Source organism: Erythrobacter sp. S227 (assembly GCF_057364925.1).
On record NZ_CP200280.1, the window covers coordinates 2,971,746 to 2,988,176 of the forward strand.

Annotated in this window: 12 protein-coding genes; 9 read left to right on the plus strand and 3 right to left on the minus strand. The window is 57.1% G+C overall.

Annotated elements, in window-relative coordinates; genetic code table 11:
- Positions 1 to 25 precede the first annotated feature (25 nt).
- Together AC0V6Q_RS14215 and AC0V6Q_RS14220 are read right to left on the minus strand one after the other, a co-directional pair.
- Positions 26 to 2,713, minus strand: coding sequence for a TonB-dependent receptor domain-containing protein (locus AC0V6Q_RS14215; protein WP_486169033.1), 2,688 nt, complete (start codon positions 2,711 to 2,713; stop codon positions 26 to 28).
- 95 nt (positions 2,714 to 2,808) lie between these two features.
- The gene (locus AC0V6Q_RS14220; RefSeq protein ID WP_486169034.1) at positions 2,809 to 4,392 is read right to left on the minus strand and encodes a hypothetical protein; all 1,584 of its coding nucleotides are present in this window, start codon (positions 4,390 to 4,392) and stop codon (positions 2,809 to 2,811) included.
- Between the two features lie 320 nt (positions 4,393 to 4,712).
- Between AC0V6Q_RS14220 and AC0V6Q_RS14225 the strand changes: the two genes are divergently transcribed.
- The 7 genes from AC0V6Q_RS14225 to AC0V6Q_RS14255 all read left to right on the plus strand — a co-directional run bounded on the left by AC0V6Q_RS14225 (position 4,713) and on the right by AC0V6Q_RS14255 (position 11,264).
- Complete coding sequence (locus AC0V6Q_RS14225) at positions 4,713 to 5,066, plus strand: tetratricopeptide repeat protein (protein ID WP_486169035.1); 354 nt, start codon at positions 4,713 to 4,715, stop codon at positions 5,064 to 5,066.
- A 273-nt stretch (positions 5,067 to 5,339) separates the two neighbouring features.
- Positions 5,340 to 6,437, plus strand: a complete 1,098-nt coding sequence (locus AC0V6Q_RS14230; protein ID WP_486169036.1) for an ABC transporter ATP-binding protein — start codon at positions 5,340 to 5,342, stop codon at positions 6,435 to 6,437.
- 2 nt (positions 6,438 to 6,439) lie between these two features.
- On the plus strand, positions 6,440 to 7,531 hold the full coding sequence (locus tag AC0V6Q_RS14235) for an ABC transporter ATP-binding protein (protein ID WP_486169037.1): 1,092 nt from the start codon (positions 6,440 to 6,442) through the stop codon (positions 7,529 to 7,531).
- Complete coding sequence (locus tag AC0V6Q_RS14240; RefSeq protein ID WP_486169038.1) at positions 7,531 to 8,406, plus strand: carbohydrate ABC transporter permease; 876 nt, start codon at positions 7,531 to 7,533, stop codon at positions 8,404 to 8,406. Before AC0V6Q_RS14235 ends, AC0V6Q_RS14240 begins: the two co-directional genes overlap by 1 nt.
- The gene (locus AC0V6Q_RS14245) at positions 8,403 to 9,209 is read left to right on the plus strand and encodes a carbohydrate ABC transporter permease (protein ID WP_486169039.1); all 807 of its coding nucleotides are present in this window, start codon (positions 8,403 to 8,405) and stop codon (positions 9,207 to 9,209) included. Before AC0V6Q_RS14240 ends, AC0V6Q_RS14245 begins: the two co-directional genes overlap by 4 nt.
- 13 nt (positions 9,210 to 9,222) lie before the next feature.
- On the plus strand, positions 9,223 to 9,495 hold the full coding sequence (locus AC0V6Q_RS14250) for a DUF2160 domain-containing protein (RefSeq protein ID WP_486169040.1): 273 nt from the start codon (positions 9,223 to 9,225) through the stop codon (positions 9,493 to 9,495).
- Positions 9,496 to 9,530: 35 nt separating this feature from the next.
- Positions 9,531 to 11,264: an ABC transporter substrate-binding protein gene (locus tag AC0V6Q_RS14255; RefSeq protein WP_486169041.1), complete on the plus strand. Its 1,734-nt coding sequence runs from the start codon at positions 9,531 to 9,533 to the stop codon at positions 11,262 to 11,264.
- A gap of 175 nt (positions 11,265 to 11,439) precedes the next feature.
- Here AC0V6Q_RS14255 and AC0V6Q_RS14260 read toward each other — a convergent pair whose 3' ends face one another.
- Entirely contained in the window at positions 11,440 to 13,533 is a 2,094-nt protein-coding gene (locus AC0V6Q_RS14260) for an alpha/beta hydrolase family protein (RefSeq protein ID WP_486169042.1), read from the minus strand.
- A gap of 144 nt (positions 13,534 to 13,677) precedes the next feature.
- Here AC0V6Q_RS14260 and AC0V6Q_RS14265 point away from each other — a divergent pair, with 144 nt between their 5' ends.
- Together AC0V6Q_RS14265 and AC0V6Q_RS14270 are read left to right on the plus strand one after the other, a co-directional pair.
- Positions 13,678 to 14,607 (plus strand): NAD(P)H-binding protein, encoded by a 930-nt coding sequence (locus AC0V6Q_RS14265; protein WP_486169043.1) that lies wholly within the window; start codon positions 13,678 to 13,680, stop codon positions 14,605 to 14,607.
- On the plus strand, positions 14,604 to 16,337 hold the full coding sequence (locus AC0V6Q_RS14270; protein WP_486169044.1) for a solute:sodium symporter family transporter: 1,734 nt from the start codon (positions 14,604 to 14,606) through the stop codon (positions 16,335 to 16,337). The genes AC0V6Q_RS14265 and AC0V6Q_RS14270 overlap by 4 nt, the downstream gene beginning before the upstream one ends.
- Positions 16,338 to 16,431: the final 94 nt, after the last annotated feature.

The following is a 16,431-nucleotide window of genomic DNA, read 5'->3' on the forward strand; positions in this document are numbered from 1 at the left end:
GGCCTTTTCATTTAGGGGCCTGGCCCTAAAACTTGGCTGTGACACCGAACGATATCGACGTTCCAATATCGAACGTATTGATCTCGATGCGATTGTCACCGACTTCCTGAAATTCAAAGTTGCCGCGCCCGAAGATGTTGCGCGCCTCAAGCTTGAGCTCGAGCGGCATAGCGAAAAGCTCGATCCCCTGCCGCGCGACAATATCGAAGGTGAGGCCGGGGTCCTCGACAATATCGGGAAGCCCTGCGGTCCCGCGCCGGGTGACGCGTTCGCTTGCAAAGTTCAGCAGGAAGGTAAGCTGTTGCAGCTTGTCCTGATCTTCGAGCCCCAATTGCATGTTGACCAGATGATCCGATTGGCCGGTCAGCGGATCACCATCGATGAAGAACAGCGTCGCATCGCTTTCAATCGCGCCAACACCAGCGGTGAAAATGCCGGTCGTATCGCCTTCGCGCACTTGCAACTCTGACTGGGTGTAGGTGTAATTGGCAGCGACGATGATCTGCTTGCTCTCCAGCCAGCCGGTTGCTCCCCAATCGAACAGCGGTTTGGTCCACTGAAACTCGAATTCGCCGCCAAGCAACTCAGCCTTGGGCGCATTGGCGAAGCGGGTCGTGAAGGTTGTGTCGGCGCCAATCGAAACGAAGGGTTCGATAGGGTTGTCGATCTCTTTGTAGAAGCCTGCGAGCAGCACCCGATTGCCTTTGCCAAAGTAATATTCGGCCCGCACTTCCGCGTTCAGCAATTCAGAGTCGATAAGCGCCGGATTGCCGATAAACTGGCGTTGGTTGTCCGGGTCCGTGAACGGCTGGAAAATCAGCTCGCGAAATTGCGGACGCGCGATTGTTTTCGATGCACTGGCGCGCAACTGGAAGGTGTCTGTCACTTCCCAGGTCACGGTTGCGCCGGGCAGGAAATAGTCATTGTCCAGCTGGGTTGTGGCCAAAGAGACAAACGGGATTTCGAAACGCTCAACCGTTTGAACCGATTGCGAGGCATCCTCATAACGAACACCCAGATCGATGTTCACGCCGAAGACTGGGTTGATGTTGACCTTCGCGTAGCCTGCCTGAATCTCGAGGTCGGCCTGAAACGCTGGATCGGTTTGGGTGGGTTCCTGTAGCCCGATGTTGAAGAAATCAATGACTGCATCTCCCAAAAGGAGATCGGGCCGCAAAGCGCCCACGGCGGGCGGAATATTGTCGCCATCAATCAGGAAAAGTCGCCGCTCTGAAAGACGGCTGGTGTCGGTGTAGGCATAGCCAACCGTCGCGGTGAGCCAGTCCGTGACCGGATAACTGACATCCGCGCCAAAGAAATAGAGGTCTTCTGTCAATTCGGAGAAAGCGACCGATGCGCTCCCGACCTGGCGATCAAGAACATTGATGAAAATGTCGCCAGTGTCCTGGTTGGCCTGATTGGTGCGCACATATTGGAACTGGTATTCAAACGGCGCATTGCGCTGCGTCTGCGCGTATCCGCCGCGCAGGTCGATTGAAAGATCGCCAAATTTCAGCTCGCTCACCAATTGTGTGTCGATCAGCTGGCGTTCGAAAAAGCCGGTGTTCTGGGTGAGCAGGCTGTCTTCGTCCAGAAGCAGTTCGCCAACGGCGAGGCTGGATTGTTTGAGCGTGTCGCGGATGAACAGATTGGTCCAGCGAAACTGGTGCTCCCCGATCTCCAACCCGAAGCCCAGCATAGCGTTGGCGAGGATCCGGTTATCAGTGATGAAGTTCTGGGAATCGCGGTCCAGCTGAAGGTCGATAGTGAACGGGTTTTGATCCGTCACAACCTTGGTCCGCAAGCTGTTGTTCAAAGATGCGGTCGCGATGATACCAAGCCGCCCGTCTGCCCCCACATCAATCGCGGTGCCAGCGGTAATGCCGCCAGAGAAATTCGGACGGGTCGTCCCGACGCTTTGCAACAGGATGAGGTTGGGATCGCCAAGCTGTTGGACAATCGCGCCTTGTTCTTCGATGTCAAGTTCACCGATGCGCCGGCCGCTGTCGAAGAAAGCCTGCAGCGCAGGAGGGACATCGCGTGTCCCGTTGTCAAACCCGGTGAAGTCCGAGCTTGAACCGAAATAGTCTAGGCTGTTGCTGAAAGTGGTGATCGTGTCGCCGCTCACACCAAAGCTGACGTCGACAAAGCCTTCGTCCGGGATCGCGCGGGTCGTCAGATTGATGACGCCGCCGCCAAATTCGCCGGGAAAGTTCGCCGAAAAGCTCTTCTGAACCAGCGAAGAGGCGATGATGTTGGTAGGAAAGATATCAAGCGGCACAACCCGGCTAAGCGGTTGTGGTGAGGGAAGCGGCAGGCCATTGAGCAAGGCGAGCGAGTACCGGTCACCCAGGCCCCGCACAAAGACATTGCCGTTTCCAACCACCGAAAGGCCCGTGGTGCGAGCCAATGCGCCGGCAATATCGCCCTCACCGGTGCGGGCGATCTCCTCGCTCGAGAGCACCGAGATAACCTGGCTCGAGCTGCGCTGTGGATCGCGATTCCGGCGACCCGTCACGATGATATCGCCGCCCGGAACAGAAACGTCGAGATCGTCGAATTCTTCTTCCTCACCGTCAGTTGCGGTGTCGGCTTCGTCCGCCTGATCCGCTTGTGGTTCAATGTCCTGACTGTCTTGCGCAAAGGCGACCGCCGGAGTGGACAGGCAGGTTGAAAGCAAGAGCAACCCCGCCCAATGCTTACAGGTGTTCATAATGGATGACCTTCCATTGAGATCTCGAATTTGGGTGAGAAAGTGCAAAGCCGCCGGTCAAACGCTTGCGCGCAGACCGGCGGCCATTTGCTCGTTTACTCGTAAACCGGCAGCGACGTACAAGCGCCCGAATTGCTGCCAAAGGTGATGGTCGATGAATCGCAGGTCCAACCAAGGAAGCGGGTATCGCCGTTGCGAGCCGCACCGACAAAGCCTGCTGCCTCGAAGAAGCTGGAAACAGCGGTCGCATCAAACGCCATGATCGCGTCTTCGTTCGAGCCGTTAAGGTAGGTCATCATCAGCGTGTTGGTGAACATGCTGTTGTTGTTTGCACCGGCATTGAACTGAGCCTCCACCTGAGCCGCTGTCGTATCGACGCCGTCTCTGAACGGTGTTGCACAATCGAGCGCGACCGATTCAAACCGGACAGGGCCCGCTTCATCGATTGAAGCATTGGCCGCCCTCAACAACGTTTCGGTGGTGTCCACGCGAACACAGGGTGTGCCGTTGGACGAACCATCGACCACAACCGTGTTGAAGATGGAATAGTCGGCCCGGCCACGAATACGGATCACCTGGTCATCGTTGCGACGCTGGATGAAGGTTGCGTTCGAGATCCGGGTGTTCTGGCGCGGCGTGTTTTCTTCAAGTGTGTTGTTCGAATCCGCCTCGATGATGGTGTCACCGATATCCTGACGCTGGACCGCGACGACATATTGCAGATTGGCTTTCACGCCTGTGTCGGTGTCGATGGAATCGTCCTCTGCACCAACAACGACAAGACCTTTCATGTTGACCTCACCGCCGAAGAATTCGACGCCGTCATCGGCGCTGTTGAAGGACATGATGTTTTCAAACACCGTGCCCGAACCCACGCCGCCAGTGGTGAGAGCCTGCAATTCGTCGCCATTGGCAAGAACTGTTCCCGAATAGCGCAGCTGAACGAAGCTGACGCTGCCGGAGCTATCGGTTGGATCGTTGCCGCCATAGCGCGGCGGTGTGGTGGTGCCTTCAACTTCGCGCTCGCAATCGACCGTTCCCGGCGTTGCTGTGTTCGAAAGGCAATCGGTGACGGGTGCACGGCCGTTAAGGATCAAGCCGCCCCAGTCGCCCGAAGACTGGTCGGTGTTTTCGCCGCGAACGTTCTGCTGGCTGGTCCAGATAATCGGGCGAGCAGCGGTTCCGTTTGCCTGAATCTGGTTGCCGCGGTTGACGTTCAGATAGGACGCATCAAGACCGACCAGAATAACCCCTGGTTCAATCGTCAGCACGACGTTTGTGTCGCTCAGACCATCAGAGCTATCCGCAGATGGCCCCCCGTCGGTGCCAACATCGACCTGACCATCGATCAGATAGATGACCGCTGCGTCCGCGCTGGTGAATTGCAGCTGCGAGGAACGGTTAAACCGCGCCGGAAGCTGGCAGAGGCGATATGAGCCGGTTGGTCCCGAAATGGTGCCGCGATCGGTGAGACCTTGCGGGTCCTCGATGAAGGGGCAGTCGGTAGCTGCGGTCGCGGTCCCTGCGCCTTGCGTTGGCGTCGGAGTTGGCGCTGGGGCCGAAGGGTTGTTGATGGTGATGTTGCCGCCCGTACCCGGCGAGACGATTTCGTCGGCACCGCAACTGGCAAGTGCCAGTCCGCTTACACCAAGAACCAATGTGCGATTGAAAGTATTCACAGCGAGATGTCCCCTATCATTTCAGGATCAAGAAATTTGTGCGCTTTCAGGAGCGCTCGCTGAATTGGTTAGGTGGGGCCCATGACTCTTTGTGGTCAGAAAAACCCAAAACATAATCGAAATGTCATATTGCAGAATACGACAATAAAATGACAAATATGACGAATATGCGCACTCTGAGCAGGTCTCTGCAATTGAGCTCAAGTTGCTGATTTATTGAGATTAAAAATCTCTATGTTTCAGAAATATGACATTATTTCATTTTTGTTGCATCTCGAAAAACTTTTCCACAATATGCCACGCAGCAAGGGAGAGATGTGATGGTGCTCGAAACTTCAGTGGCGCTTTTGATTGTAGGCTCGGCGGCTCCGGTTCAGGTGGCCTATGAACCGCTTGTGGAAGGGCGCACCACCGAAGCGGTCGAGCAATTGCAGTCCAGTTCGCAAAGCTCCCCCGATGATCCCGGCGTACAGATCAATCTCGGCATCGCATATGCGCGGCAGGGCCGCGACGCAGAGGCGCGGGCGATGTTTGAAGCGGCCATGCACAATGCAGAGCGGCTGACGTTGGAGACCGCAAATGGCGAATGGAAAGACTCGCGTCATTTGGCGCGGTTGGCTCTTGCAATGCTGGCGCGCGGTGACTTTCAACAAGCTCGCGTAGCAGCGCGTTAAGGCGATAGCCGAAGGCCGGCCCCCTCGCCGGTTAATCCTGTCTGTCTGAAATCCCGCCGTGCGGTTCTCCGTAAGCGGACCATTTCGCGAGCCTGTCAGACCCCGAAAAATCAAACTCGCGCCCCGTTGCTTTATCAGCGACGGTGTTGCAGTAACCGTGTGCTTTGTAGGCGCAGCAAGCGAAACCTGCGCGTTGGTGATCGAAGATCGGTTCGGTGCCATGCTGCAAATAACGGGTGAGCTTTTGAAACGTCTTTTGCCAAAGTCTGCCTCGTGAGCCTTCGCCTGCAAAACATTTCCAAGACCGTGGACGGCAAGCCGCACATCCATCCGCTCGATCTGGAGCTGGAGAAGGGCACGATGAATGTCCTTCTGGGGCCCACATTGGCTGGCAAGACCAGTTTGATGCGGTTGATGGCGGGGCTCGATACACCGGAAACAGGGCGCATTTTCTGGGAGGGTCAGGACGTGACAGGCGCGCGCGTGCAAAGCCGCGATGTCGCCATGGTCTATCAGCAATTCGTCAATTACCCCTCGCTCAGCGTCTATGACAACATTGCATCTCCGCTGAAATTGCAGCGCAAATCTGCCGCAGAGATCGATGCCAAGGTCAAGGAAATGGCAGAGCTTTTGAAGCTCACCGATCTGCTTGATCGGAAACCGCATCAGATTTCAGGCGGGCAACAGCAACGCTGCGCGATTGCGCGCGCCTTGGCAAAGGACGTGGGGCTGGTCCTGATGGACGAACCGCTCGCAAATCTCGATTACAAGCTGCGCGAGGAGCTGCGCATCGAGATACCGCGCCTGTTTGCCGCTTCGGGCGCGATCTTCGTTTATGCGACGACCGAGGCGGAAGAGGCCCTGTTGCTGGGTGGGAATACCGCGACATTGTGGGAAGGCCGCGTGACGCAGTTTGGCCCATCGGTCGAGGTGTACCGCCAGCCATCCGATGAGATAACAGCGCGGGTGTATTCCGACCCCCCGATGAACTTTGTAAAGGTGCGAAAAGAAGGGGCGAGCATTCATTTTCCTGGCGGGCAGAACGTCCCGGTCACGTCTGACTTCGCGTCGGCTCCCGATGGTGAGTATCGCGCCGGATTTCGCGCGCACCATGTCGAGCTTGGCGTCAGCGCCACGGGTGCGATTGGCTTTGATACGGCGGTGGTCGCAACTGAACTCACCGGGTCCGACACTTACATTCATCTCGATGTGATGGGAGAGCGCTGGATCGGCCTTGTCTCAGGGCCGCAAGCGTTTGAGACGGGCGCTTCCTTGCAAGTTTCGCTCGACCCCAGGAATATCTTTTACTTCGGAGGCGATGGCGCGCTTGCCTATAGCGCGCGGCATATTGCCGAAGGGGTGAGCGCGTAGCCATGGCCTCTATCACTCTCGAAAACCTGGCTCACAGCTATCACCCTGATCCGCAAAGCGAGGCTGATTTCGCCCTCAAAGAGGTCAATCTGGAGTGGGAGGACGGGCAGGCATATGCGCTTTTGGGGCCGAGCGGATGCGGCAAGACGACTTTGCTGAACATTATGTCCGGCCTGATCACACCCAGCCGCGGGCGCGTGCTGTTCGACCAAACCGACGTGACCCAAAGGCCGACCGCTGAGCGCAATATTGCGCAGGTTTTCCAGTTTCCCGTGGTCTATGACACGATGACGGTGCGCGAGAATCTGGCCTTTCCCTTGCGCAATCGCAGCGTGGAGCCGGGCCAAGTCGCAGCCCAGGTTGAGCGCATTGCGAAGATGATCGGGCTTGAAGATCAACTGGGTAGAAAGGCGCGCGGGCTTACCGCGGATCTGAAACAGAAGATTTCGCTAGGCCGCGGCATGGTGCGCGAGGATGTGAACGCGATCCTGTTCGATGAGCCTTTGACGGTGATCGACCCGCATCTCAAATGGGAGTTGCGCACCCAATTGAAATCGCTGCACGCCGAATTTGGCCACACCATGGTGTATGTGACGCACGACCAGACCGAGGCACTGACTTTCGCAGACAAGGTCGTGGTGATGCACGAAGGGGCGGTGCTTCAGATCGGCACCCCGCAAGAGCTGTTCGAGACGCCGGCTCACACCTTTGTAGGCTATTTCATCGGGTCGCCGGGGATGAATTTCTTGCCTGCGAGCCTTGATGGCACGGTTGCAAGTGTAGGCGGGCAGCAGATCGAGCTGGCGCATGATTATGGCAGCCCTCAAGGTAAAATCGAATTGGGCATAAGGCCGGAATTTGTGCGTTTGGCAAAGGGCGCGAGCGAAGGCGAGGGACTGCCCGCGGAGATCAACCGTATTCAGGATGTCGGGCGCCACAAATTCGTCAATGCCAGTGTCTTTGGCAATGAGTTCAACGTAATGCTGGATGCGGATGACGCGGTTGATGGTGAGATGAACAGGCTCGTTCTGGACCCAGCAAAGATCAGCCTTTTCCAGGACGGCTGGCGTTTAGAGCCAAAGGGCGGCGCGTGATGGAAAAGACGAAAAACCAACGCGCATGGCTCCTTGTCCTGCCGGTGCTCATCCTAGTCGCGTTTTCGTCGATCATCCCGATGATGACGGTCGTAAATTACTCGTTTCAGGACAGTTTTGGCGGGAATGAGTTTTTCTGGGTGGGCCTTGAATGGTACCGCGAATTGCTGCGTTCAGAACGATTGTGGGATGCGCTTGGCCGTCAGATTATGTTCTCCGCCATAATTTTGCTGATCGAAATTCCGCTGGGCATTCTGGTGGCTCTATCCATGCCGAAGAAGGGCTGGCTTGCCTCGCTTTGTCTGGTGCTGATCGCGCTGCCTTTGCTCATCCCATACAATGTTGTGGGCATGATCTGGCAGGTGTTTGCACGCTCAGACATCGGCCTTTTGGGCCGCGTGGTCACTGATTTGGGGTTCTCTTACAACTATACGCAGGACGCCGTGGATGCGTGGGTCACGGTTGTGGCGATGGATGTGTGGCACTGGACTTCGCTCGTCGCGCTGCTGTGTTATGCGGGCGTGCGCTCCATCCCCTCCGCTTACTACCAAGCCGCCGAAATCGATCAGGCGAGCCGGTGGAGCGTCTTTCGATACATAGAGCTTCCCAAAATGCGCGGCGTCCTGATCATCGCGGTGCTTCTACGGTTCATGGACAGCTTTATGATCTATACCGAGCCATTCGTGCTCACCGGAGGAGGGCCGGGCAATGCGACAACGTTCCTCTCGATCGACCTTGTGAAGATGGCGTTGGGCCAGTTTGATCTGGGACCAGCCGCGGCCTTCTCACTGATGTATTTCCTTGTGATCCTATTGATCTCTTACGTCTTCTACACGGTGATGATCGAAAGCGACAAAGAGGAGGCTGGATCATGAAAAGCGCCGTCCGTCCTGCGATCGTCATGATCCTTTACCTGACGTTCCTGCTGCTGCCGATCTATTGGCTCGTCATCATGAGCTTTAAGCCGAACTCGGAAATTCTGGGTGCTTTCACGCTTTGGCCGCAGGACTTTACGCTGGACAATTACCGGGTGATCCTGACCGATCCGTCCTGGTATATGGGCTTTGTGAACAGCTTCATTTACGTCGCGATGAACACGGTGATCTCGCTATGTGTGGCGCTGCCTGCGGCTTACGCGTTCAGCCGCTATCGCTTTATGGGCGACAATCATCTGTTCTTCTGGCTGCTGACCAATCGTATGGCCCCGCCAGCGGTTTTCGCCCTCCCGTTTTTCCAGCTCTATTCATCCGTCAATCTGTTCGACACACACATTGCGGTGGCGCTTGCGCATTGCCTGTTCAACGTGCCCTTGGCGGTGTGGATATTGGAAGGGTTTATGCGGGGCGTCCCGCGCGAGATTGATGAAACCGCTTTCATCGACGGCTACAGCTTCCCGCGTTTCTTCACCCGCATTTTCATTCCCATGATCGGCCCCGGCATCGGCGTGGCGGCGTTCTTCTGCTTTATGTTCAGCTGGGTTGAACTGCTCTTGAGCCGCACGCTCACCAGTGTCGATGCAAAACCCATCACCGCGATCATGACCCGCACGGTGTCGGCCTCTGGCCTCGATTGGGGCGTGCTGGCAGCGGCTGGCGTGCTGACGATCATTCCGGGGGCAATCGTGATCTATTTCGTCCGGGGCTATATCGCCAAGGGCTTTGCCCTGGGGCGCGTATAATGGGCCGCGTGTAATGGACTGGATGGCCTGGACACTTCCGACGGCGCTTTTCTTCGCGAGCATCGCCACCGCGCTCGTTGTGATGAGTGTGCTTGCAATAAAGCGCCCCAGCACGCCTCGGGTGGGCATTCTCGGCATTGAAACGGCGCGCGGGGACCGCTTGTTCCTGACCCTTTTGGGCAGCGCCTTTATCAATCTTGCCTGGATCGGACTCACCGATTTGCCGCAATACTTCGCGCTTGGAATATGCGCAGTGTTTGCCTTTGCCACCTTCCGCTGGGTATGACCTCGCAAAACACAAAATCATACGGGATGAGAGAGATGAGAATTGCCATTGTGCTCGCTGCGAGCCTTATTGTCGCCGCCTGTTCGGATGAGGCGGGATCGGACTTCGTGGTCCTGAGCGAGGAAGAGCGTAAAGCAGCCGCAAGCACTTTTCTCGACAATGAAATCGGCGATATGTCCGCGCTTACCCGCGAAGAGCAGATGGCCGAAATCCAATGGTTCATGGACGCAAGCCAGCCCTATCAGGGCATGGAAATCTCTGTCGTCTCGGAAACCATCGCGACCCATGAATATGAGAGCAAAGTTCTCGCCCCTGCATTCTCGGCCATCACAGGGATCAAGGTCACGCATGACCTGATCGGCGAAGGTGATGTGGTCGAGAAGCTGCAAACGCAGATGCAATCAGATGAGAATATCTACGACGCATACGTCAATGACAGCGACCTCATCGGCACACACTGGCGTTACCAACAGGTGCGCAATCTGACCGATTGGATGGCAGGCGAAGGCGGCGATGTGACAAGCCCCACGCTCGACCTTCCCGATTTCATCGGCACAGACTTCACCACCGGCCCGGATGGCAAGCTCTACCAACTCCCCGATCAGCAATTCGCGAACCTTTACTGGTTCCGCTATGACTGGTTCACCGATCCCGCGATCAAGGCCGACTTCAAGGCGGCCTATGGCTATGATCTTGGCGTTCCCGTCAATTGGTCAGCCTATGAAGACATCGCGGAATTTTTCACGGGCCGGGAGATCGACGGGCAGACCGTTTACGGCTCGATGGATTACGGCAAGAAGGACCCCTCGCTTGGCTGGCGCTTTACCGATGCGTGGATGTCGATGGCGGGAATGGGGTCCGTGGGTGAACCCAATGGCCTGCCGGTCGATGAGTGGGGCATTCGCGTCAACGATGCCTCGCAACCGGTGGGTTCGTGCGTCGTGCGGGGCGGCGCGACCAATTCGCCTGCAGCCGTTTACGCGCTTGAAAAATACTCCAAATGGCTGAACGAATATTCGCCGCCGTCGGCTGCTGGCATGACGTTCTCCGAAGCCGGTCCCGTGCCTGCCCAAGGCGCGATTGCTCAGCAGATTTTCTGGTACACCACTTTCACCGCGAACATGGTCGGCGAAGAGGCTAGCGCGGTCCTTTATGACGATGGCACCCCGCGCTGGCGCATGGCGCCAAGCCCGCACGGCGCCTATTGGGAAGAGGGGATGAAAGTCGGTTATCAGGACGCAGGGTCGTGGACACTGATGAAATCGACACCTGCCGACCGCGCCAAGGCAGCATGGCTCTACGCGCAGTTTGTCACTTCCAAAACGGTGGACGTGAAGAAGGCTCACGTGGGCCTCACCTTCATCCGCGAATCCACCATTCAGCACGAGAGCTTTACCGAGCGCGCGCCAAAGCTTGGCGGGCTGGTCGAGTTTTACCGCTCACCTGACCGCACCCGTTGGTCGCCAACCGGCACCAATGTCCCAGACTATCCGCGCCTTGCGCAATTGTGGTGGCAGAACATTGGCGATGCCTCATCCGGCACCAAGTCTGCGCAAGCGGCACTGGATGCGCTGTGCGAGCAGCAAGAGCGCGTGTTGGAGCGGCTCGAACGTTCTGGTTTGCAAGGGGATTTGGGGCCGAAGCTTAACGAAGCGCGGACCGCTGAATACTGGTTCAATCAACCGGGTTCGCCCAAGCCCAAGCTTGCCGATGAAGACCCCGCGCCGATCACCATCGAGTATGACAAGCTGATCGAAACCTGGAAGTAACGGGCGCGCCTGGAAACAGGTGGGCGATCATTGGCCTGCGTCAGTGGTCGATTTTTGCAGGGGCCGAGTGGTGCTTGCCATTGCAGGGCGCTGTGACCCGTCGAATACCTTGGACGCGGGCGAAGGCAAATCGCATCTGGTCGAGGTTGCACGGTAAAGGGAAAGGCGGGCAGGCTTACGGCTGCTCTGTCTTCTCCAGGCTGGCTTGATCGGCGGGATTGTGCTCGGCCAGAAACGCATCCAGCGCATCGTACCATTTCTGCTCGTTCTCGCTGTTTGAAAAGCTGTGCCGCTCATCTTCGATAACAAGGGAAGTGACCAGCTCGCTCGAATTGCGGGCCGCCTTTTGCATGCGCTCATACTGGTTGAAAGGGACGATGGTGTCGCGTGTCCCATGGGCGAGCAATATCGGACGCTGAAGCGAAAGACCCAGCCCATCCATGCGGGCAGGGGACACTTCTTTCAGATCAAGTTCTTCATCCTCGCCCTGAAGTCTGGCCGCCCAGCGTTTGCCGGCCTCGCGGCTCATTTGCCGGCGATCATCCTTGAGCATCCGGTTCCAGTCGGTCACCCCGGCCCAGCTCGCTGCACAGCGGTACCGCTCAGGGTTGCGAACAACTCCCCAGATCGCCGCATACCCGCCATAGGAAGCGCCAACGATGCACACCCGTTCAGGGTCCGCGATCCCCTCGGCAACGGCCCAGTCCATTGCATCATCAAGGTCATCTTGCATCTTTTGCCCGATTTCGCCGGTGCCAAGCTCAAAGAAGTCGGTGCCATAACCCCCGCTGCCGCGATAATTGGGTTGCAGCACCGCATAACCCCGGTTGGCCAGAAGCTGGACTTCGTCGTTGTAATAGAGCTGGTCACGAACACCGTAAGGCCCGCCATGAGGGTTGATGATTAGAGGCAGATTTTTGGGGTCTCTGCCCTTGGGCAAAGTCAGATAGCCGCGAATTTGCGTGCCATCGCGCGCGGTGTAGGAAATGGGCTTTGGCCGGGCCAACAAGCGGTGGTCTATCTCAGTTCTGTAAGGCGCGAACACGGCCAGAGTGCGGGCATCCGCATCGAAAGTGTAAACAAGTCCGGGATCCGCCTCACTGCTCGACGAAACGAGCATTTTGCGGTTGTCGGCAGAATAGGACACCACCGCGAGATTTCCCTCGCCCAGCGTCTTTTCCAGGTCCTCGTATGTCTTTTTGTACCCGTCATCGAACCAGACAATGCGTTCGCGATCGTCGGTGTAAAACACCGCCAGAGGTTCGCCATTGTCGTCGAGCCAGACCCGTTCGAGATCCCATTCGGGATGCTCGTAGAATGTATCGACCACCTCGCGGGTTTTGTAGTCGAACACCCTGAGCCCCACTCGGCCTTCCTCGTTCTCGTCAAGGACATAGCCTTTGCTCGAGCCTGTGATGATCTGAACCGCTTCGAAGAATTTATCGGTTTCGCCCCGTTTGATCCGGGCGATCCGCTCGAATTCCTCGTCGCTTGTATCGCGGTAGAAAAGCGAGAGGCGCTTGCGCCGCCAGCCCATGCCCAACCGCACTTCGCCTGCTGTGTCGACCTGCCAGATGTCGATGCCTTTTTTCGGTTCGAGCACCGTCGTCATCGCGCCGCCTGGTTTCAGCTCATAGCGATAAACCCCCGGCTCATAATTCATGAAAGTGCGATAAAAGCCGCGCTCTCCGACATTGCGTCGAACCGGCGGGCCATGGGCAATCAGGGCATATTCGCCATCAGGCGCAACATAAAGCAAATCGCCTCCGTCAAAGCTCTTTTGGTCCTCGATCAGGGGCTCTGCGCGCCCCTCTTTCGGGTAGGCGATGTAAATGCGGCTCACGGGAAGAAGTGTGCCAAGCGCGAATGAAAACGTCCTCACATTCATCAACATGCGATCTTCGTCGACCCAACGTGTCCACCCGACGCTGCTGCCTTTGCCAAAACCGATCGCGCTGATCGCTTTTTTCTCGGCGATATCGAACACCGTCATCTGAAGCGTGTCATCGCGCAACTGGAACAGGCTGATGACGCTGCCGTCTGGCGAGATTTCGGGATTCCAGAACGCAGGGCGCCCGGCAAAAGCTTTTGTGTCGATCAAAGGCGGGATGGAGGCGGCTTCGACAGTGGCGTCAGGTGCGGCCGGCTCGACATCCTGCTCTTGTGTTTCTTGCGTGTCTTGCGCGTGAACCAGTCCCGGGCTCAGCAATAGAAGCAGAGGTGCGAAGAGCTTTGTGGTTGCGGTCGAAGAGATTGTGCGAATACCCATAGGGGAAACAATACCAAGACCAATGTTTGTATCAAGTTCAATTGATTACTTATACTTGCCTTTGGGGCCGCATTCCAAATTGACGATCATTGCCTCCCTGCTAGATGTGCAAAGGTGAGCGCAGAGGGAAGCACTAAAGCACGCATGCGCATTGGCATTGCAGGGGCAAGCGGGACGATTGGCCGCGCGGTCGTGCGCGAGTGTGTGGCGCGCGGGTATGATGTGACGGCATTGGTGCGTGCCCGGGGTGCTGAAGACATGCCGGAGCTCGAAGGCGCGCAGGTTCAAACTGTTGACCTTGCTGATCCGACTAGCGTTGTATTTGCTCTGGGTGAGGCAAAGCCGGATACGATGATCTCGTGCATCGCCTCGCGTTCCGGCTCGCCGAAGGATGCCAGGTGCGTTGATCTGGAGGCCAATCTGCACCTTCTTTTGGGAGCGGGCGGGGTTGGGGTCCAGCATTTCATCCTGCTCTCTGCGATCTGTGTCCAGAAACCCAAACTTGCTTTCCAGCGCGCGAAATTGGCGTTTGAGGCGGCACTAATCGAAGCGCCGATTGCTCACACAATTGTGCGACCAACTGCGTTCTTCAAATCGCTTTCGGGACAGGTCGAGCGAGTGCGCGAGGGCAAGCCATTCTTTCTGTTTGGCGACGGAGAACTCACATCCTGCAAGCCGATCAGCGATGCGGATTTGGCCCGCTTTATTGTGGACCAGGTGGGCAATTCGAACGCGCACGGGAGCATCCTTCCCATCGGCGGGCCGGGCCCTGCGATCACGCTAAAACGGCAAGGGGAACTCTTGTTCGAGGCTGCCGGTAAGGAGCCCCGGTTTCGCCGTGTCCCCGTGGCCATGTTCAAGATTGCACATGGTCTTTTCTCCCTTGGCGCATGGGCCTCTGACTGGTTTGCAGAGAAAGCCGAATATGCCCGCATTGCGCGCTATTACGCGACCGAGAGTATGCTGGTTTGGGACGCCGCAGCGGGGCGATATGATGCCGATGCAACGCCGGAATTCGGGAGCGATACTCTGGCGCAGCACTATAAGGCGCTTCTGGAAGGCAAAGAAGGTTGAGCGAGGGCAATCTTCTTTTCACTTTGGCAAGCTGCCTGTTTTTTATGGTGCTGGTGGGCTGGCTGAGCTGGCTCAAAACACGCGGAACAGCCGACACGAAAGAGGGCTATTTCCTCGCCGGACGCGGCCTTGGCGCGACGTTTATTGCAGGCTCGCTGCTCCTCACCAATCTGTCTGCTGAACAACTCATCGGGCTGAACGGGTCGGCCTATGGTTTCAATATGTCGAGCATGGGCTGGGAGGTGACAGCGGCGGTTGCCACAATCGCGATGGCGCTTATTTTCCTGCCCAAATATCTTGCGGGAGCGTTCACGACATTACCCCAGTTTTTGAACGACCGGTTCGATCCCACGGTCCGGCGCATGTCGGTGCTGCTATTTATGCTGGGATACGGCCTCGTGACGATCCCGAGTGTGCTCTACTCCGGCAGCCTTGCGGTCATCGCCTTCTTCGATGTGCCGACCATGACTGGGCTGAGCGACTTTGCCTCTCTCGTCATGATGGTGATCGTGATCGGGGTTATCGGTTCGGTCTATGCCGTCCTTGGCGGGCTTCGCGCGGTGGCGGTGTCCGATACATTGAACGGGGTGGGGCTGCTCATCATCGGCATCCTTGTGCCGGTGTTTGGGCTTATCGCATTGGGGGGCGGCGACTTTGGCGCAGGGCTATCGACGCTTGGAAGCGAGCACGCCGAGAAGTTGAACGCCATTGGCGGTGCGGATGATCCCACCCCCTTTGGCACGATCTTTACCGGCATGGTGTTTGCGAACCTGTTTTACTGGTGCACCAATCAATATGTGATCCAGCGGACCTTGGGCGCGAAGTCATTGGCGGAAGGGCAAAAGGGCGTCCTGCTTTCGGGCTTCTTCAAGATCATGGTCCCGTTTATGATGATGATCCCGGGCGTGATCGCGTTTCATATGTACGGGCCAAGCCTTGGCGGAATTGACGAGGCTTACCCGCGCCTCATCCGCGATGTGTTGCCGTTATGGATGAGCGGTTTCTTCCTGGCCGTTCTGCTCGGCGCGGTGCTCAGCTCGTTCAACTCGCTCCTCAATTCAGCCGCGACCTTGTTTGCGCTTGATATCTACGGACCCTCCAAAGGTGATCAGGTCACTGACGAGCAGCTCGTCCGCGTGGCCAAAATCGCGAGCGTCGTGATCGCGCTCTTCTCCTTTGCGGTTGCGCCTTACCTGTCGCAGGCGCCCGAGGGTCTGTTTCAGCTGATCCGCAAGTTCACAGGCTTCTACAATATCCCGACAATCGTGATCGTGATGGTGGGCCTGTTCACCGCGCGTGTCCCGGCGCTGGGCGCGAAGATTGTGATCGTCTTCCACATCACCGCTTATGCGCTTCTCACATTCGTCTTCAACGATGCTGTCACGCTTCACTTCATCCACCAATATGCGGTGCTGTTCGTTATCGAGGTTGCGATTATGCTCGCATGCGGCGCGTTGGTCCCGCGTGATGAGGCTTGGCAATTCACCCGCAAGGAAGAGGTCGATCTGACCCCGTGGCCCTTCGCAAGGCCTCTCGCGGCGACGCTGTTTAGCTGTGTTGTGGCAACTTACCTGCTGTTCTCACCTCTCGGTGTGGCAAGCGAGAGCGGGCCGGAAGCGCTCTTTTCATGGCTGATCGCGGCCTTGATTGCTCTCAATTGCCTTATCTGGTGGCGCGCGGCGCGTTCAGCTGAAGCGGTCTTGCGGCCAAGTGAGAATGCAAGAGGCTAAGTCATGCTAAAACAAAAGAGGGGGTAACAGTTCGAGGTCGATAGGATTCTCCATGACAAGAGTTAGCCCCTGTAAGAAGAATTCCGCTAATCAT